At 67.7% G+C, this 18,154-nt stretch carries 16 protein-coding genes and 2 pseudogenes; 7 read left to right on the top strand and 11 right to left on the bottom strand.

Annotated elements, in window-relative coordinates; genetic code table 11:
* Positions 1-78 precede the first annotated feature (78 nt).
* Positions 79-600, bottom strand: coding sequence for a hypothetical protein (locus tag BTO20_RS11205; RefSeq protein WP_232491107.1), 522 nt, complete (start codon positions 598-600; stop codon positions 79-81).
* Positions 601-1,092: 492 nt separating this feature from the next.
* Between BTO20_RS11205 and BTO20_RS11200 the strand changes: the two are divergent.
* From BTO20_RS11200 to BTO20_RS11185, 4 genes and pseudogenes are all read left to right on the top strand, one after another.
* Positions 1,093-1,791 (top strand): annotated as a pseudogene (locus BTO20_RS11200) (MspA family porin).
* A 78-nt stretch (positions 1,792-1,869) separates the two neighbouring features.
* Positions 1,870-2,548 (top strand): annotated as a pseudogene (locus BTO20_RS11195) (MspA family porin).
* A 29-nt stretch (positions 2,549-2,577) separates the two neighbouring features.
* A complete protein-coding gene (locus BTO20_RS11190) occupies positions 2,578-3,306 on the top strand; it encodes a hypothetical protein (RefSeq protein WP_087075848.1) in 729 nt (242 codons plus the stop codon).
* A gap of 90 nt (positions 3,307-3,396) precedes the next feature.
* Positions 3,397-3,738 carry a hypothetical protein gene (locus BTO20_RS11185; RefSeq protein ID WP_087075845.1) on the top strand — a complete coding sequence of 114 codons (342 nt, stop codon included), beginning with the start codon at positions 3,397-3,399 and terminating at the stop codon, positions 3,736-3,738.
* 7 nt (positions 3,739-3,745) lie between these two features.
* Here BTO20_RS11185 and BTO20_RS39250 read toward each other — a convergent pair whose 3' ends face one another.
* Positions 3,746-4,144 carry a hypothetical protein gene (locus BTO20_RS39250; RefSeq protein WP_157680184.1) on the bottom strand — a complete coding sequence of 133 codons (399 nt, stop codon included), beginning with the start codon at positions 4,142-4,144 and terminating at the stop codon, positions 3,746-3,748.
* Positions 4,145-4,258: 114 nt separating this feature from the next.
* On the opposite strand from BTO20_RS39250, the gene BTO20_RS11175 reads away from it, so the two are divergent.
* The gene (locus BTO20_RS11175) at positions 4,259-5,011 is read left to right on the top strand and encodes an enoyl-CoA hydratase (protein ID WP_087075841.1); all 753 of its coding nucleotides are present in this window, start codon (positions 4,259-4,261) and stop codon (positions 5,009-5,011) included.
* A gap of 6 nt (positions 5,012-5,017) precedes the next feature.
* Here BTO20_RS11175 and BTO20_RS11170 read toward each other — a convergent pair whose 3' ends face one another.
* The 8 genes from BTO20_RS11170 to BTO20_RS11135 form a co-directional block, all read right to left on the bottom strand.
* Positions 5,018-6,205, bottom strand: coding sequence for a dihydrolipoamide acetyltransferase family protein (locus tag BTO20_RS11170; RefSeq protein WP_087075838.1), 1,188 nt, complete (start codon positions 6,203-6,205; stop codon positions 5,018-5,020).
* Complete coding sequence (locus tag BTO20_RS11165) at positions 6,202-7,260, bottom strand: alpha-ketoacid dehydrogenase subunit beta (protein WP_087081947.1); 1,059 nt, start codon at positions 7,258-7,260, stop codon at positions 6,202-6,204. Before BTO20_RS11165 ends, BTO20_RS11170 begins: the two co-directional genes overlap by 4 nt.
* A gap of 29 nt (positions 7,261-7,289) precedes the next feature.
* Entirely contained in the window at positions 7,290-8,381 is a 1,092-nt protein-coding gene (gene pdhA / locus BTO20_RS11160) for a pyruvate dehydrogenase (acetyl-transferring) E1 component subunit alpha (RefSeq protein ID WP_087075836.1), read from the bottom strand.
* A 355-nt stretch (positions 8,382-8,736) separates the two neighbouring features.
* A complete protein-coding gene (locus BTO20_RS11155) occupies positions 8,737-9,546 on the bottom strand; it encodes an HpcH/HpaI aldolase/citrate lyase family protein (RefSeq protein ID WP_087075834.1) in 810 nt (269 codons plus the stop codon).
* Complete coding sequence (locus BTO20_RS11150) at positions 9,546-10,034, bottom strand: MaoC family dehydratase (RefSeq protein ID WP_087075833.1); 489 nt, start codon at positions 10,032-10,034, stop codon at positions 9,546-9,548. The genes BTO20_RS11155 and BTO20_RS11150 overlap by 1 nt, the downstream gene beginning before the upstream one ends.
* Entirely contained in the window at positions 10,031-11,194 is a 1,164-nt protein-coding gene (locus tag BTO20_RS11145) for an acyl-CoA dehydrogenase family protein (protein WP_087075831.1), read from the bottom strand. Before BTO20_RS11145 ends, BTO20_RS11150 begins: the two co-directional genes overlap by 4 nt.
* Positions 11,195-11,225: 31 nt before the next feature.
* Positions 11,226-13,217, bottom strand: a complete 1,992-nt coding sequence (locus BTO20_RS11140; protein ID WP_087075829.1) for an acetyl-CoA carboxylase biotin carboxylase subunit — start codon at positions 13,215-13,217, stop codon at positions 11,226-11,228.
* Between the two features lie 7 nt (positions 13,218-13,224).
* Positions 13,225-14,787 (bottom strand): carboxyl transferase domain-containing protein, encoded by a 1,563-nt coding sequence (locus tag BTO20_RS11135; RefSeq protein WP_198344496.1) that lies wholly within the window; start codon positions 14,785-14,787, stop codon positions 13,225-13,227.
* Positions 14,788-14,847: 60 nt separating this feature from the next.
* On the opposite strand from BTO20_RS11135, the gene BTO20_RS11130 reads away from it, so the two are divergent.
* A complete protein-coding gene (locus BTO20_RS11130; RefSeq protein ID WP_087075825.1) occupies positions 14,848-15,444 on the top strand; it encodes an SACE_7040 family transcriptional regulator in 597 nt (198 codons plus the stop codon).
* Here BTO20_RS11130 and BTO20_RS11125 read toward each other — a convergent pair.
* A complete protein-coding gene (locus BTO20_RS11125) occupies positions 15,441-17,297 on the bottom strand; it encodes an alpha/beta hydrolase family protein (RefSeq protein ID WP_198344335.1) in 1,857 nt (618 codons plus the stop codon). The two genes, BTO20_RS11130 and BTO20_RS11125, sit on opposite strands and share 4 nt — an antisense overlap.
* Positions 17,298-17,375: 78 nt before the next feature.
* Between BTO20_RS11125 and BTO20_RS11120 the strand changes: the two genes are divergently transcribed.
* Positions 17,376-18,152, top strand: a complete 777-nt coding sequence (locus BTO20_RS11120; RefSeq protein WP_198344334.1) for an MmpS family transport accessory protein — start codon at positions 17,376-17,378, stop codon at positions 18,150-18,152.
* The last annotated feature ends 2 nt before the right edge of the window (positions 18,153-18,154 follow it).

The following is an 18,154-nucleotide window of genomic DNA, read 5'->3' as shown; positions in this document are numbered from 1 at the left end:
GCGCGCGTGAGCGCGCTGGGTGAGTACGTGTCGAACGTGGCGAATGCCGGCGGAGAAGCGTGTGTTGGATGAACGCCGTCAGGCGTGCGTGCCCGCGGCAGCGCAGGCCATCTGAGCATTGGTGGCGTCGTTGTTGAGTTGCGTGGCCGTGTCATTCAGCGATTGGCCGCCGGTGCGCAGCCCCATTTTCAGCAGCAGCTTCGTGGCCCCGAAGGACCATGACCGCATCGGGTTGGCGATGTCCGGCGAAAGTCCCGGTGTCCCAGCGGCACTCATCGCCGTCGCGGCTGCTTCGCGCAGGGCGGTCCGACCGCTGGTGTTGGTGGTACTGATGGTCGGGTCCCCGTAGTCAGGACGCTCCAGACCTTCGATCGAATCGGCGAAGTCGCCGTAATACGTCGACGCGGAGTCCAGCGCGTTGGCGAACTGCGAGCAGGCCGCGACGGCGGGCGCGCCAGGGTCATCCGTCGTGGCGACGGGCATGGACACCGGACCCGCGGCCGGCGCACCCGCGGTGACCGGAGGCAGCTCGGGAACGGCGGGAGCCGCGGGTCCCGGGGCACCCGACGCATCTCCAGGGTCCGCGACGGCAGCGGGCATGCCGGCCAACCCAATGCCGAACGCAATGAGCAGCGCCGCAAACCCTCTCTCGTACACCTGAGACGACCTCAAAGCTTCCTCCGTCAATCCGTTGACAATTTGCCCACATTCGGCGTCCGCGCGTCATCGACACGTCAGCCCTACCCCCCGGACTCCCTCACGGTCGGTGGTTCACATGTCCAAAAGGTGAACAGTCGGGTAACCGATCAAATCGAGATGCCATCCATCCCGTGCCGCGGGTGTCGAACTCCGACGGCCGCCGGTAGACCTTCCTTCTAACTGCGCTGTTCCTTATATATCTGTTGCCTGGCTGGCGGAGGGGTGTTGCGGGATGCCCACTAGATGGGAACGAGGCCCGAATTGTTGGCCGCTCGTTCACCGTTTCGAAACTCGACCCGTCCATGATTCGACGCGACAGATCCCCGGCAGTACCGGGATCCGAAGCATCATGTCGTTCCCCGGATTTCAACCACGAGAGGCGCATAAACCCGCATGTTGAATCGTTTCGCCACCCTGGCTGCTGTGTGCATGTTGGCCCCGGTAGCGGTGACGCCCCTCGCGTCGGCCGACCCGCCCCCACCACCGGATCCCGCCGCCCCGTCGCCGACGCCGCCGCCCACCACCACCCCGGCCGACACCGGCGCCGTGCCCTCCTCACCCCCGGAGTCCTCGACACCCCGACGGCTGGCACGTCACCGTCGTCGGATCCAACGAAACCCTGCTCCCGTCGCCCCGCTGACCACCGCGGTGTCCTCCCGCGAATACCTCGTCGGCGGCACCTTCACCGGCAACGTCACCGGCTCGGGCAAAACCAAACTCACCGGCGGCACCCTGGAAGCCGGCGCCCAGATCGGCTGCGGCATCATCACCGACGAAACCGAAATCAACCCCGGCATCAGCTTCACCCCCGGCATCAAAATCCCCTTCACCGGATCCGCCAGCGACATCAACGCCGGCACCGGTATCAGCCTGCAAGGCAAGGTGTACCTCAAACCCGGCACCGTCACCATCGTCCCCATCGACAAAAAGTCGTTCAAGGGCAAGGGAACCCGCGTCACCATCACCGGAGTGCGCATCAAATTCGACCAGTGCGCCGGACAATCGTTCATCCGCACCTACTCGACACTGACCAGCTCCACCGACAACACCGACGACGTCGTCACCTACCTCGGCGTGACCAAGGCCGTCTAAACACCGGCCCCCACGACACCGATGACATCCACCGATCCCTGCCCGGTTTCGACACCCACGAGAGGCACAAGTTCCCGCATGTTGAATCGTCTCGCCACCCTGGCAGCAGTGGCCCTGTTGGCCCCGGTCGCCGTGGCGCCCCTCGCCGCCGCCGACCCACCACCCCACCACCGGCCGACCCGCCGCCGACGGCCCCCCACCGGACAACGGCCTGGTCGCCTCCGCCGAACCCGGCGTCGTCACCACCCCCGACGGCTGGAAACTCACCGTCGCCGCCAGCAACGAAAGCCAACTGCCCATCGCCCCGCTGACCACCGCCGCGTCCTCCCGCGAATACCTGGTCGCCGGCACCTTCACCGGCACCGTCACCGGCGGCGGCTCCACCACCCTCACCGGCGGCACGCTCGACACCGGCTACCAAATCGGCTGCGGCATCGAACTGGGCCAGGTCCGCCTTATTGGGTCGATCGGCCTGAGCACCTCCGGATCCACCCTGGCCGGCATCATCCCCACCGGCGTGAGCATGCCCCTCTCAGGCACCCTGGAAATCCACCCCAAACCCGGCACCGTCACCAACGTCTCAGTGGACAAGAAATCCTTCAAAGCCGCCCCCGTACGCGTCACCCTCAAAGACGTCCACATCAAAGTCGACGGCTGCGTCGGACAATCCTTCCTCCGCTCGTATGCCACCCTCACCAGCTCCACCACCGACACCGACGACGTCGTCGCCTACTACGGCGTCACCAAAGCCGTCTGACGACCTGAGTGAAAGCGAAACACGAAGGCATGAGCGAGAACTCGGTCAAGAACACCATGGCCACCCTCGCCGCAGCCGGGCTGTTCGCGGTCGGCGCGGCGGTTGCCTGCTCGGCAACCGCCGCCGCCGACCCGGCACCGCCACCGGACGTTCCCGGTCCTCCCGCGGTGGCCGCCCCGGCCCCGGCCCCCGAGCCGCCACCCCCGCCCGGACCAGAGGTTCCGATCGTCGGTGCACCGCTCGGGCCGAACGGGCTGTCGGTTCTGGCCCAGAATGGCGATGAGTCGGCACCCGGCAAACTGGGCCTTCCCAACGGAATCGACATGAGCCCGGGCGCCCTGCTCGGGCAGTACACGGTTCCTTCGGCGCCCGGCGCGGGGCCGCCCACCAACGCGCCAAACCTCCGGGCGTTCAACAACGGGAACTTCTTCCCGCAGAACGAGAAACCGTCGGCACCCGGCCAGGGCACCGTCGTCGGCGTCGCTCCGGGTCAGGAGAACGCTGACATCTCCGGGCTCGACTGGCTGCGAGGGATCCACACGCTCTACCGCAACGGCAACCTGCATGGCGGCATGCTCGGCCAGGTGCCCAAAGAGCAACTGGGCGAACCTCTTCCGGGTACCGCACCGCCACCGGGGACCAACATTCCGCAGGGCCTCGGCGAGAATCTGCCGGACCCCGCGAATCCCGCAGGGCCGCCACCGGCCCCGGGCGCACCGGAGATCCCGCCGCCGCCCGGCGCACCGCCGGCCCCATGACACATTCGGGCAGCGTTCGGTGATATCCGGACGCTGCCCGAACGTTTATGCTGGATAGCGCATACGCAGTCCAGCTGTCGGGAGGCCGCGATGTCGGTTCGACCGAAACGCGCTCTGTTCGCGATAATCGCTGCCACCCTTGGCATCTCGCTCGGCTACGCCGCCGGCGCTGCTGCTGACCCTCGCGCAGGTACCCAGTCGGCCGCCGACACCATCGCCGATCTCACCGCCCAGGGCTACAACGTCCAGATCAACTGGGTCAGCGGTGTGAGCAACGAGCCCCTCTCACGCTGCAGGGTCACCGCGGTGCACAACCCCGACCGCTCCCCCGGCACCGTGCCAGCCAATACCACTGTGTACGTGGATGTTTCGTGCCCGAACGAACCCGATGACTCCGGCCCCTGGGGCGGGATCGGTATCGGGTTCGGCTGAGCTGACGTCAGAACGCGGCGCCGTTGGGCGCTGTCGTGGTCTGGTAGGGGTTCGACATCGTGGTCGTGGCGGGAGCGGTGGTCGTCGCCGGCGCCTCTTCCACCGGCGGTGGAGCCTCGACCGGCGGCGGTGGCGGGGTATCGGATGTGGCCACCACGCCCGACGGGCGCGGGTACGACGAGCTCGTCGATGACGTGCGTGACGGCGTCGGCGACGTTGCGGCAGTGGTCGATCCCGGCGAGTCGACAGGTGCGGGTGGCTCGCTGGAGTGCTGCGCGGTCATGACAACCGCCACGATCAATGCCACTATCGCGACAATCCCGCCGAGACCCGCCAGCGCGACCGCAGTAGGGCGCTCGTGCCACGGCGTGGTTTCCGCTTCGCGGTGGTGATTCGTGTCCAACACGGTCAGGAAATTCCATCCGCGACGCGGACGTCGTTGTCGGCCAACATCGTTTCATTATCGGGTAGGAACCTCCGGCGTCGACTACTCGGGGTGCACAAGGGCTACGCTCACGCCATGGCCGAATCCGTGCTGCTCGATATCACCGACCGCATCGCGCTCATCACCGTCAACGACCCCGATCGCCGCAACGCGGTGACGTTCGAGATGTCGGCGGCCCTGCGGGCAGCCGTCGATACCGCCGAAGCCGACCCGGGCGTGCACGCCGTCATCGTCACCGGGGCCGGTAAAGCCTTCTGCGCCGGGGCTGATCTGACCGCTCTGGGCGCCGCCACCGAGGACGGTTTGCGCAAGATCTACGACGGTTTCCTGGCCGTCGCGCACTGCACGTTGCCCACCATCGCGGCGGTGAACGGTGCCGCTGTCGGGGCAGGCCTGAACCTGGCGTTGGCCGCGGATGTCCGGATCGCCGGGCCCGCGGCACTGTTCGATCCTCGCTTCCAGAAACTCGGCATCCATCCCGGCGGGGGCGCCACCTGGATGCTGCAACGAGCGGTCGGACCCCAGGTGGCACGGGCCGCGCTGCTGTTCGGAATGCGGTTCGACGCCGACTCGGCGGTGCGCCACGGCCTGGCGCTGAGCATCTCTGGCGATCCGGTGGGTGCGGCCAGGGAACTCGCGGCGGGCCCCGCAGCGGCACCGCGAGACGTCGTCATCGCCACCAAGGCGTCGATGCGGGCCACCGCCAACCCGGGTGCCATCGACATCGAGCAGCATCGGATCGCCGTCGACACCGAACTGGGACCGCAGGCAGCCTCCATCGAATCACCCGAATTCGCCAGTCGGTTGGCGGCAGCGAAGCGCAAGTAGCGCGGTCTACAGGTCGAGCAGCGCCAGCTCCGGCGTCTCGATCAGGCCCCGCAGCTCGAGCAGAAACGCGGCCGCTTGCGCCCCGTCGGCGATCCGGTGGTCGAAGGCACACGTCAAGGTCATCGTCGGACGGGCCGTCACGGCTCCATCGACGACCACCGGCCGCGGCTTGAGCGACCCCATGCCGAGAATCGCCGCCTCCGGGAAGTTGATCACCGGAACTCCGTCGTCGAGCCCGAGCGCACCGTAGTTCGACACCGTGAATGTCGATCCTGTGAGTTGCTGCGGCGTCAGCGATCCGGCCCGCGCACCGTCGATGAGTCGCGAAACCGTCTGGGCCAGTTCTCGTGTGGTGAGACGCTGGGCATTGGCGACGACGGGCACCAGCAGGCCCCGCGGTGCGGCGACGCCGAACCCGAGGTGCACGGCGGGGTGCTGATGGATGCGGGGACGTTCGTCGGTGGCCACCCACGTCGAGTTCAGGATCGGATGCCGGCGCAGAGCGATCACCAACATCCGCAGCGTGAGGACAAACGGCGTGACGGGCAGTTCCTTGTCCGCGGCGACGATCCGGTCCCGCAGCGCAAGCAGCGCAGTGCAATCCACCTCGACGCTCGCGTGCGCATCCGGTATCTCACTGTGGGCCAGCATCATTCGTCGTGCCATCTCGGCCTGCACGCCGCGCACGTCGAGTAGTTCGGCGCCGTCGGCCGCCGCAAGCACATCGTCGCGGGTGATGATGCCCTCGGGACCGGATCCCGGGGCCAGCGCGGTGAGGTCGACGTGCAGTTCGGCGGCCAGCTTACGCACCGGCGGTTTCGCCCGCGGCCGTCCGGATTCCGGCGCGGGGGCCCGGCGCCGGCTGGCATCCATCGAATCGTCAGTGCCGTAGCCGACCAGGACGGCCTTACGTGTCGTGCCGGTGCCGTTCGTCGGAGTGCTTGCCGGGGCGGATTCGCTGGTCTCGATCCTCGCCAGCAACGCGCCGACGGCCAACGTCTCGCCTGGCGCCCCGCCGAGTTCGAGCACCTGCCCCGCATAGGGGCTGGGAATCTCGACCTCGGCCTTGTTGGTCTCGACCGTACACAGCGTCTGGTTCAACGCGACCGTGTCGCCGATGGCCACGTTCCAGCCGGTGATGGTGGCGTCCTGAAGCCCTTCCCCGAGATCGGGAACCAGGAATTCCCGGTTCACGGCTGGGCCATCGCACGCTCGACGCAATCGAGCAGCCGGTCCACCCCGGGCAACCACAGCTTCTCCAGCCGGGCCGGCGGATACGGCGTGTCAAAACCGGTGGCGCGCAATACCGGTGCCTCGAGGTCGTAGAACAGTTCCTCTGAGATGCGGGCGGCCAGCTCTGACCCGAACCCGAGGGTGCGTGGACCCTCGTGCATCACCACGGCACGCCCGGTCCGGCGCACCGAGTCGGCGATCGTGTCGAAATCCAGCGGGTTGAGCGTCCGCAGATCGACGACCTCCAGGCTCCAGCCACGTTCGGCGGCCAGATCCGCGGCGCTCAGTGCGGTGGCGACCAACCCGCCGTAGGTGAGCACCGTGACGTCGGTTCCGGTGCGCCGCACCGCCGACCGCCCGAGAGGCAGCCCAGGGGTGGCCGTGTCGACGGTTTCGCGCGCCCAGTACCGACGCTTGGGTTCCAGGTAGATGACCGGGTCCGGACAGGAAATGGAGTGCCGCAACAGCCAGTACGCATCCGACGGTGTGGCGGGCACGACCACCTTGAGACCGGCGGTATGCAGCCAGTAACTCTCGGTGGATTCGGAATGGTGCTCCACCGCACCGATCCCGCCGAACGACGGGATGCGGATGGTCACACCCAGATTGACGTCGCCGTGGGTACGCATCCGGTACTTGGCCAGGTGACTGACGATCTGATCGAAGGCCGGGTAGCTGAAGCCGTCGAACTGGATCTCCGGCACCGGGGTGAACCCGCGGATCGCCATGCCGATCGCCAGGCCGACGATGGCCGACTCGGCCAGCGGCGTATCGAAACACCGGTCTGCACCGAAGGTTTCGGTCAAACCCTCGGTCACCCGGAATACCCCGCCCAGGGTGGCGACATCCTCGCCGAACACCAGCACGTGATCGTCGGCCGCCATCGCATCGTGCAGCGCACGGTTGATCGCCTGCACCATCGTGAGTTCGGTGGTCGCCGGCACCGGCCGGAGGATCGGTCCCCATGGCTCGTGCGAATCACCTTGCGCGGCGGGCCGGTCAATGATCTGAGTCATTTTGCTCCTCGCGTCCGCGGTGTCATCGTTCACGCCTCCTTCGCCAACTCCGCCAACAGCTCGTCGCGTTGCCGCGCGAGCTCCGGCGTGATCTCGGCATAGACGGTGTCGAACAACTCGGCGGGGTCGTGATCAGCTCCACCGACGATGGCGTCGCGCAGCTCGGCGCACAGCCGGTGCGACCGCGCGGCAACCCGCTCTTGCAGGCGCTCACTGAACACCCCCACGGATTCCAGATAGGTGCGGTAGCGGGCGATCGGATCGCGGGCCAGCCAGTCCTGCACCTCGTCGGCGGACCGGTAGCGGGTCGGGTCGTCGGATGTGGTGTGCGGACCCATCCGGTAGGTGACGGCCTCGATCAGCGTGGGGCCGCCACCGTGGCGCGCACGTTCGGCAGCCTCGGCCATCACCGCGTAACAGGCCAGCACGTCGTTGCCGTCGACGCGGATACCGGGCATGCCGTAGCCGACGGCCCGGTGGGCGATGGACGGTCCCGCCATTTGGTGGCCGACCGGGACGGAGATGGCCCACTGATTGTTCTGGATGAAGAACACGCACGGCGCCTTGGACACCGACGCCATGTTGAACGCCTCGTGCGCGTCGCCCTCGCTGGTGGCGCCGTCACCCATGAAGGCGACCGTCACCGAGTCCTCACCGAGCCGCTCGGCGGCCATTGCCGCACCCACCGCGTGTAGACCGTGGGTGCCGATCGCGATCGCGATCGGGGCGACGCAGTGGTTGGTGAATTCGAGGCCGCCGTGCCAGGCACCCCGCCACACCGCACCGATCTGCCCCGGGGTGATGCCGCGCAGCAGGAAGGCACCGATCTCGCGGTACTGAGGGAACAGCCAGTCGGTTTTGCGCAGGCAGGCTGCGGCGCCGATCTGAGCGGCCTCCTGGCCCCGGCACGACGCGTACAGCGCGAGTTCGCCCTGGCGTTGCAGGTTGATGAACTCGGTGTCCAGGTCGCGTGTGACGACCATGGACTCGTAGAGCCAGCTCAGCGTTTCGGGCGGCAGATCGCGGCTGTAGCGCGTCTCGGATGTCGGTGACCCGTCGGCCTCGACCAGCCGCACCGGATCCAGATCGACGCTCTGTGGCGTCGCATATGGCTCAGCCATACCGCCTCCTGTTCGGTGACGGCATGTTCCGCCGTCGGTCCGCGAGGTGCTCAGCGCGGCGGCGGTACCAACAAAACCCCTGGTGAGAGGCCGCCAGCTAGTCGCCTGGGTGTGGCGCTAGCTGGACGATCGCTCGGACGTCGCAGCGCTGGGGCATCACCGCCATTATGCGCCCGAATCAGATGTGGTCGCGGTCAACGCTGATAACGGATTGGAGGCGTGTCGGCTACGGCATGCGGGTCGTCCGTCCCCAATGTCTGCTGCGGACGCTGTGACGAGCGTGCAGCTCGACGACGTGACGGAGTGCAAATGCCACAGCAAGCTGCACACTCGTCACAGGGTCTGGATCAGGACATCACATCGGAGCCAGGGCGGCGATGCGCTCCGCGCGCCGCAGCACGGGAGCGTCGACCATGAGACCGTCGTGCTGGAAGACACCGCGTTCGCTGGCCACGCGATCGAGGACGGCCCGCGCCCACTCGATCTGCTCATCGGTCGGGGTATAGCCGGCCCGGATCACCGCGACCTGCGATGGATGGATCGCGACCTTGGCGTCGAAACCGACCGCGACCGCGTCGTCGACTTCCGCCCGCAGTCCGTCGAGATCCTTGATGTCCAAATACACCGAGTCGAGCGCCACCTTGCCGAACGCCTTGGCCGCCAGCAGCGTCTGTGATCGGACGTGCTGGGCCACGTCGCGATAACTGCCGTCGGGCCAGCGGTTGGCGGTGCCACCGGTTACCGCGAACAGGTCCTCGGCGCCCCACATCACCGCGAACGCGTTGTCGGCCTGCACGAGGTCGACGACGTTGAGCGCGCCCAGTGGCGTCTCGATGAGGACCACCACGTCCAATGGCGCCAGCGCGCGCACCTGGTCGACGTGCTCGGATTTGGCCAGCATCACCGTGGTGTAGTCGGTCGCGGCCACGGCCTCGAGGTCGAGTTGGTGGTCGGCGGTGGTGGCCGGGTTGACCCGCACCACGGTGCGAGCCGGGTCCAGTCGGGTGTCGAGCAGCGCCTGCCGCGCGGCGGGGCGGTCTTTGGCCGCGACCCCGTCCTCAAGGTCGAGGATCACGACATCGGCAGCCGCAGCGGCCTTTTCGAATCGTTCGGGCCGGTCGGCCGGGCAGAACAGCCAGCCGGGACCGGCACTTGCGATGCCCACTAGGCCTCCTCTGCGGGACGCATACGGACCATCGTCTTGCGCGACGCGGTCGCCACGATGTCACCGTGCTGGTTGCGCCCGGTGTGTGCCAACGTGACGATGCCCTCCCCCGGACGGCTCTTCGACGCGCGTTTCTCGGTGATCTCGGTCTCGGCGTACAGCGTGTCACCGTGGAAAAGCGGTTTGGGGAAAGCGATTTCGGAGAACCCGAGATTCCCGACGATGGTGCCCTGGGTCAGCTGCGCAACCGAGAGACCGACCAGCGTCGACAACGTGAACATCGAGTTGACCAGCCTGGCATTGAACGGCGGCAGCGCATCGGAGAACGCCGCATCGAGGTGTAGCGCCTGGGTGTTCATGGTCAGCGTGGTGAACAGGACATTGTCGGCCTCGGTGATGGTCCGGCCCGGCCGGTGCAGGTAGCGCACCCCGATCTCGAACTCCTCGAACCACAGCCCACGCTGCTCTATGGTCTTCTTGTCGGTCACAGACCGGCCTCCCGCGCGATCAGCATGAGCTGCACTTCGGTTGTGCCCTCACCGATTTCGAGGATCTTGCTGTCGCGGTAGTGCCGCGCCACCGGATATTCGTTCATGAAGCCGTAGCCACCGAACACCTGCGTGGCGTCGCGGGCGTTGTCCATCGCGGCCTCACTGGCGACCAGTTTGGCCACGGCAGCGGCCTTCTTGAACGGCTTGCCCGCGAGCATCAGTGCGGCGGCGTCGTAGTAGGCGGCCCGGGCGGTGTGCGCGCGGGCCTCCATGCGTGCGATCTTGAAGGCGATGGCCTGGTAGGTGCCGATCGCCGCGCCGAAGGCCTGACGTTCCTTGGCGTACTTGACACATTCGTCGACACACCCCTGTGCGACACCGACCGAGAGCGCGGCGATCGCGATGCGGCCTTCGTCGAGGACGCGCAGGAAGTTGGCGTAGCCCCGCCCGCGTTCCCCGAGCAGATTCTCCGCGGGCACCCGGACATCGTCGAAGCTCAGCGGGTGCGTATCCGAAGCGTTCCAGCCGACCTTGTTGTAGGCCGGTTCGGCCGTGAAGCCCTTGGTCGGCACCGGCACCAGGATCGACGAAATCTCCTTCTTACCACCGGGCTTCTCGCCTGTGACCGCGGTGACCGTGACGAGTTTGGTGATGTCGGTGCCGGAGTTGGTGATGAACTGCTTGGAGCCGTTGATCACCCAGGTGTCGCCGTCGAGCTTCGCGGTGGTCTTGGTGGCTCCCGCGTCGCTGCCGCCGCCGGCCTCGGTCAGGCCGAACGCGCCCAGCGCCTTGCCGCTCGCGAGCAGCGGCAGCCACTCCTGCTTCTGCGCGTCGTTGCCGAAGCGGTACACCGGCATCGCGCCCAGGGACACACCGGCCTCAAGCGTGATGGCGACGCTCTGATCGACCTTGCCGAGTTCCTCGAGCGCGAGGCACAGCGCGAAGTAGTCCCCGCCCATGCCGCCGTACTCCTCGGGGAACGGCAGGCCGAACAGTCCCATGTCGGCCATGCCGTCGATGACCTCGTAGGGGAACGAGTGTTCCTCGTCGTGCTTGGCGCTCACCGGTGCGACCACGCTCTGGGCGAAGTCGCGGACCGTCTTGGCCAGCTGCTCGTAGTGATCGGGCAGGGTTCCGGTGGACAAACTGATGTTCATGCGCGATCCGCCTTCGCTACTCGCTTGCCGGTCATGATTGGGCCTCCTCGATTGCAGCGGTGATTCGGGCCAGCGGCTGACCCACTTTGACCTGGTCGCCCACGGCGACAAGTAGTTCCACGGTGCCGTCGACCGGGGCGGTCAATGCGTGTTCCATCTTCATGGCCTCGACGGTGACCACCATGGCGCCCGCGACGACCGCGTCGCTGTGGTTGACGCCAACGGCGACAACCGAACCCGGCATCGGGCTGGTCAGCTCGGCGTCGCCACTGTGCTCGTCATCGGGACGCACCGGCGCCTCGCGCACCTCCTCGACCGTCCAGACACGCCCGCCGCCGGTCAGCCACAGCCGACCGTCGGTTGCGGCGACCAGGTATTCGGTGCGCAGGCCATCCAACGTGACGGCCAGCAAGCCACCGTCGAAAGCGGCACTGACGGTGTGGTTTCCACCGTTCTCGACGGTCGCCGTGGCGCGGTCCGGGGTTCCGGTGAGATAGACGTGGTCGGTGCGGCCACTGGTCTGCAGCCGGAACGCCGCGGCTGCGCGGCCGCCGACGCGCCAGCCCGACGGCACCTGCCAGAGGCTGTCGCCCGCCTCCGACCAGTGCCGCAGCCACAGGTACGCCGCAGCCGCGATCATCTGTTCGTCTCCGACGGCGGCCGGGGTGAAATCGGGTGCGCGGCGGTCCAGCAGGCCGGTGTCGAGCCGGCCCGCAACCACATCGGGGTCGGCCAGCAGGAAACGCAGGAATTCGGTGTTGGTGGTGACGCCCAGAACCGCGGTGTCGGCCAGCGCCCGGTCCAGCGTGTGCAGCGCCGCGGCGCGGTCGTCGCCGTGGGCGATCACCTTGGCGAGCATCGGGTCGTAGTCACTGCCGACCACGGTTCCGGCCGTCAAACCGGAGTCCACGCGGACACCGGCTCCGGTGGGTTCGCTCAGCCCGAGCACCGGTCCGCCGGTCGGCAGGAAGCCGTTGGCGGGATCTTCGGCGTACACCCGGGCCTCGACAGCGTGCCCGGTCATCACGATGTCGTCCTGACTGAGCATGAGCTTGTCGCCTGCGGCGACCCGAATCTGCTGTTCCACCAGGTCGATACCGGTGACCATCTCGGTGACCGGGTGTTCGACCTGCAACCGGGTGTTCATCTCCATGAAGAAGAACTCGTCGGGCTTGTCGGCCGAGACGATGAACTCCACGGTGCCCGCGCCGGTGTAGTCGACGCTGCGTGCGGTATCGCATGCGGCAGCGCCGATCCGGGCCCGGGTGGCGGGATCCAACAGCGGGGACGGCGCCTCCTCGATGACCTTCTGGTGGCGGCGCTGCAGGCTGCATTCACGCTCGCCGAGGTGGATCACGTTGCCGTGGCCGTCGGCGAGTACCTGGACCTCGATGTGCCGGGGCCGCAACACGAACCGCTCCAGGAACAGCGTGTCGTCGCCGAATGCGGCGGCGGCCTCGCGGCGGGCCGACGCCAGCGCACCCGGCAGTTCAGCGGCCTCGTGCACCACCCGCATACCCTTGCCACCGCCGCCGGCGGAGGGCTTCACCAGTACCGGGAAGCCGACGTCGGGGGCGCCGCCGATGAGGTCGTCGTCGGTGAGTCCCGGACGCGAGATACCAGGCACGACAGGGACTCCGAACGCCGACACCGCCGCCTTGGCGGCGATCTTGTCGCCCATGGTGGCGATCGCGGTGGCCGGCGGCCCGATGAACACGATGTCGGCCGCCTGCAGGGCGGCGGCGAATTCGGCGTTCTCGGAAAGGAATCCATAGCCCGGGTGCACGGCCTGCGCTCCGGTGCGCCGGGCGGCGTCGACAACAGCCGCGATGTCGAGGTAGCTCTGCCGTGCCGCCGCCGGGCCGATGCACACCGCGACATCTGCTTCGAGGACATGCCTGGCCCCGGCGTCGGCCTCGCTGAACACGGCGACCGAGCGGATTCCCATTTCGCGCAGGGTGCGGATGACCCGCACCGCGATCTCGCCGCGGTTGGCGACCAGCACTGTGTCGAAAGTCGTCATCTCTGCCTCACATCCGGAAGACGCCGTAGGAGACCGGCTCGAGCGGAGCCTGGCCCACAACCGAAAGGGCAAGTCCGAGCACGGTTCTGGTGTCAGCGGGATCGATCACGCCGTCGTCCCACAGTCGCGCCGTCGAATAGTAGGGATTGCCCTGGTGCTCGTACTGGGCGCGAATCGGCGCCTTGAATTCTTCGGCCTGCTCGTCGGTCATCTCGCCGCGCACCGTGGCCAGCACCGACGCGGCCTGCTCGCCGCCCATCACCGAGATGCGGGCATTGGGCCACATCCACAGGAAGCGCGGCGAATACGCCCGGCCGCACATGGAGTAGTTGCCTGCACCGTACGAGCCACCGATCACGACGGTCAGCTTCGGCACCCGCGCGCAGGCCACGGCGGTCACCATCTTGGCGCCGTGCTTGGCGATGCCGCCTGCCTCGTAGTCGCGGCCCACCATGAAGCCCGAGATGTTCTGCAGGAACAGCAGCGGCGTCTTGCGTTTGTCGCACAGTTCGATGAAATGCGCACCCTTGAGCGCGGATTCGCCGAACAGCACACCGTTGTTGGCGATGATGCCGACGGGGTGGCCGTGGATGCGCGCGAAGCCGGTGACCAGCGTGGTGCCGTATTCGGCCTTGAACTCGTTGAACCGGCCGTCATCGACGATCCGGGTGATCACCTCGTGCACGTCGTAGGGCACCCGGGGGTCGACGGGTACGACGTCGTAGAGCTCGGTCTGATCGGCGACGGCGTCGACGGCGGGCTCCACCGCCCACGGCGGCTCCTGGGCCGGGCCCAGTGTCGAGACGATGTTGCGCACGATGCGCAGCGCGTCCCGGTCGTCATGGGCCAGATGGTCTGTGACGCCGGAGATCTTGGAGTGCAGGTCGCCGCCGCCGAGGTCCTCGGCGGTCACGACCTCGCCGGTCGCGGCCTTCACCAGCGGCGGGCCACCCAGGAAGATGGTGCCCTGGTTGCGGACGATCACCGCCTCGTCACTCATGGCAGGCACGTACGCGCCGCCTGCGGTACACGATCCCAGCACGGCCGCGATCTGGGCGATGCCCTTGGCGCTCATGGTGGCCTGGTTGTAGAAGATCCGGCCGAAATGCTCCCGGTCCGGGAACACCTCGTCCTGGCGCGGCAGGAACGCGCCGCCGGAGTCCACCAGGTAGATGCACGGCAGCTGGTTCTGCAGCGCGATCTCCTGTGCCCGCAGGTGCTTCTTGACCGTGATCGGGTAGTACGTCCCACCTTTGACGGTTGCATCGTTGGCGACGATGACGCATTCGCGGCCGGACACCCGGCCGATGCCCGCGATCATCCCGGCGCCCGGGCATTCATCGTCGTACATGCCGTTGGCGGCCAGCGGCGCGATCTCCAGGAACGGGCTGCCCGCGTCGAGCAGGCCGTCGACCCGATCGCGCGGGAGCAGCTTGCCCCGGCTGACGTGTCGTTCCCGGGCCCGTTCCGGTCCGCCGAGGGCCGCGGTGGCGAGTTTGGTGCGCAGCTGCGCGACCAACGCCAGATGGTCGTCTGTATGCGATGACAAGGCAGCTCCATTTGAGTTAATGACGACTAACTCGTGGTATGTTAGTCACGATTAACCGAGTTGTCTACCCCCGGAGGCGCCATGCCGAACAGCGCCGTCACCCGACGCAGCCAGGCCAAATCCGATCGCCGCAGCCAGCTGATCGCCGCCGCGGAACGTCTGGTGGCCGAACGTGGCTACCTCGCGGTCCGACTCGAGGACATCGGCGCAGCCGTCGGTGTCAGCGGGCCCGCGATCTACCGGCACTTCCCCAACAAGGAAGCGATGCTGGTGGAGCTGCTGGTCGGCATCAGCACCCGACTGCTCGCCGGTGCGCGCGACGTCATCGCCAAAGACGACGATGCGCGCACGGCACTGGACGACCTCGTCGACTTCCACCTTGACTTCGTGTTCGACGAACCCGACCTGATCCGCATCCAGGACCGCGACCTGGCCCACCTGCCCGATACCGCGGCGCGCCAGGTCCGCCGCTCGCAGCGACAATATGTCGAGATCTGGGTGTCGGTACTGACCCGGCTCGACCCGCAATTGGCCGAGGACGACGCCCGGGTGATGGCGCACGCCGCGTTCGGGTTGCTCAACTCCACCCCGTACAGCGTGAAACCCGCTGCACCCAAAGCGCGTTCACGTGAGGTGCTGCGCCGGATGACGCTGGCGGCGCTGCACGCCACCCGTTAGCCGGCGAACGCCGCGAGCAGCCACTTCGTCATCGCCTCGCCCAGCACGGCCCGGTTCTCCCGTTTGACGATCTCGTGGCCGTCGTCGTCGAACATCAGCAGTTCCACCGTGCGCCCCAGTGCGCGCAGCGCGTCGTACATCTGCTCGGACTCCCCGACCGGCACATTGGTGTCGTGGGCACCGTGCACCAACAGCAGCGGTGCCGTCAGCGCGGGTGCCCGCACCAACGGCGACAACCGCTCCAACAGGTCGCGATCGGCCACCGGGTGCCCGTACTTGGGATGCGCCGCGGCGGCGATCCACGGTTCGGTATTGCGGTAGAAGGTGTTCAGATCGCTCATCCCGCAGATACTGATGCCCGCGGCGAACAGTTCGGGATGAAACGTCAACGCCGCCTGCGTCAGATAGCCGCCGTAGGACCAGCCGCTACATGCGATGCGGTCGGCCCGCGCATGTCCGCGCTCGACGAGATAGCGCACGCAATCGGCCACATCGTCGATGGCTGCGAAACGCAGTTCCCTGTCGTCGGCGTGCATGAACGCCCTGCCGAACCCTCCGGATCCGCGCACGTTCGGCGTCAGCACCGCGATACCGGCCTCGAGCAGCCTCGGATAGAACTCGTTGTAGTCGGGCCGCGCCTGCCCCTCCGGGCCGCCGTGCAGGAAGATCATCGCGCCGATCGGCTCCCGGTCGGGCCGGTACAGCCACGCGTTGAGTTCCAGGCCGTCGCGCGCGGTGATCCGCTCCAAAGTCGGTGTGCCGGTGAGCGGTCCGAGGCTGGGCTGACGGTCGATACGTTCCCATTCCCTCGTCCGCGGGTCGACCAGTTCCACAGTCGGCGGCAGGGACGGCCCCTGCACGGTCATCGCGACCATGGAACCGCCTGCGCTGATGCTCAATTCGCTGGCCACCATGCCGGGCAGCGGGATCGGTTCGGACAGCGTTTCGTCGGCGTACTCCAAGATCTGCAGTTCGCTGCAGCCGTCGATGTTCCACAACATCGCCACCGTCGACAGGTCGTCGCTGACCACGAACTCGTCGAGCTCATAGCCGGGCCGTTCGGCGACGACGTGATACGACACGCCTTCCGCGGTCACCGTGACCTCCATCAGCCGCGCGTGAGACGCGCCGTTCTCACTGCGGATGAGCGCCCGCACATAGCCTTCCGAGCTACCCAACGGATAGTTCTTGGCCGGCTCGATCAGCGCGGTCTCACCCTCCAGACCGCTGCGCATCCGGCGCGGCTGATGATCGTCGAGAATGACGCCTGCGTCAGTGGTGGACCCGGGGTCGAACGGCAGCAGCGCGATCTCCCGCTGACCCCACAGCATGATGAGCTCGCGGTACCCGCGCGGCCCGACCCGCACCAGCGACGCGCCTGCCCAGGAGTCGACGAGACGGCCTGCGGACCGCCGGTCGAGCACAGTGGTGTCACCGGTCGCCGGGTCGATCAGGCACGAGCTGCCGACGCCGTCGTCACCGGTGAGAATCGCGGCCACCTGCGTGCCGTCCCAGCCGATCAGTTCGGCGGTGCCCTCCGGGGCGTCCGGCGGCCAGATGTCGACGCGGCGGGCATCACGGTCGTCAGGATCGGTTGTCACCACCCAGATCTGGCTGCGGGTGCCACCTTCAGGCGCGACCTCACAGGCCAGCCAATGCCCGTCGGCCGAGTGGATGACCCGCGTGACGGGACCCACGATGGGCAGTTCCACGTCACGAGACGAGCTGGCCCGCCAGCCGCGCAGGAACCTCTGCACCGCGCGCGGATAACCACCGTCGTCGACCAGGTGGGCGAACGCCGTCGCATCCGGCGACAACGACGCGCCGTAGTTCACCCGAACGTGCCGCTCCACTCCCCGTACTCCTCTCCGCCACTGTCCGTGCGAGCACACTGAGCGCCCGCACAGGTACCCTGCTGCCATGAGGTGGGCATGACCGATTCACCACGCCGCGAGGGTTCTGATCCGACCCAACCGCTCGGCAGCGGATACCCGGTGGACTATCCGGAGCCGGCCTACGCCGACCAGCCTCCGTACCAGCCACCCGGTTACCCGGCCGGGCCGAATTCGATGTCGAATCCGACCCAGCAACTGCCCCCCTACCCTTCCTATGGGTACGGCCCCAACGCAACCGGCCAGTACGGGACGGGCTACCCGCCGCCGGGTCAGCCGCCTGAGCAGGAGCCCGATGACGATGGGCCGCGGATGTGGCTGTGGATCCTGGCGGCGGTGGCGGTGCTGCTCGTGGTCGGCCTGGTGATTGCCCTGGTCATCATCAACAGCTCGCAGCAGGAAACCGTCGTTGCCCCGCCGGTGAGCCCGCAGCCCAGCGCGACCACCACCCGCAGCACGCCGACCACGACGTCGCACATCCCGAGCCCGACCGCGGCACCACCGATCACCACCCCGACCTCGCCCACAACGTCGTCGGCGCCCGGCGCCACCGACACCGTCACCTACTCGGTCACCGGGGAGGGCCGGGCGATCAACATCACCTACATCGACACCGGCAACATGCTGCAGACGGAGTTCAACGTGATGCTGCCGTGGAGCAAGCAGGTCGAGCTGCCGCAACCGGCCTCCCAGACCGCGAGCGTCACGGTCATCAACTTCGGACCGGAGATCAGCTGTTCGGTGACCGTCAACGGGGTGCAGACCCAGCACCGCACCGGGACCGGCCTGACGGTGTGTGCCGGCGCGGCGCCCTGACG

Source organism: Mycobacterium dioxanotrophicus, from assembly GCF_002157835.1.
GTDB lineage: Bacteria > Actinomycetota > Actinomycetes > Mycobacteriales > Mycobacteriaceae > Mycobacterium > Mycobacterium dioxanotrophicus.
The sequence above is the reverse complement of the archived record's forward strand: the minus strand, read 5'-3'. Positions and strand labels throughout refer to the sequence as shown.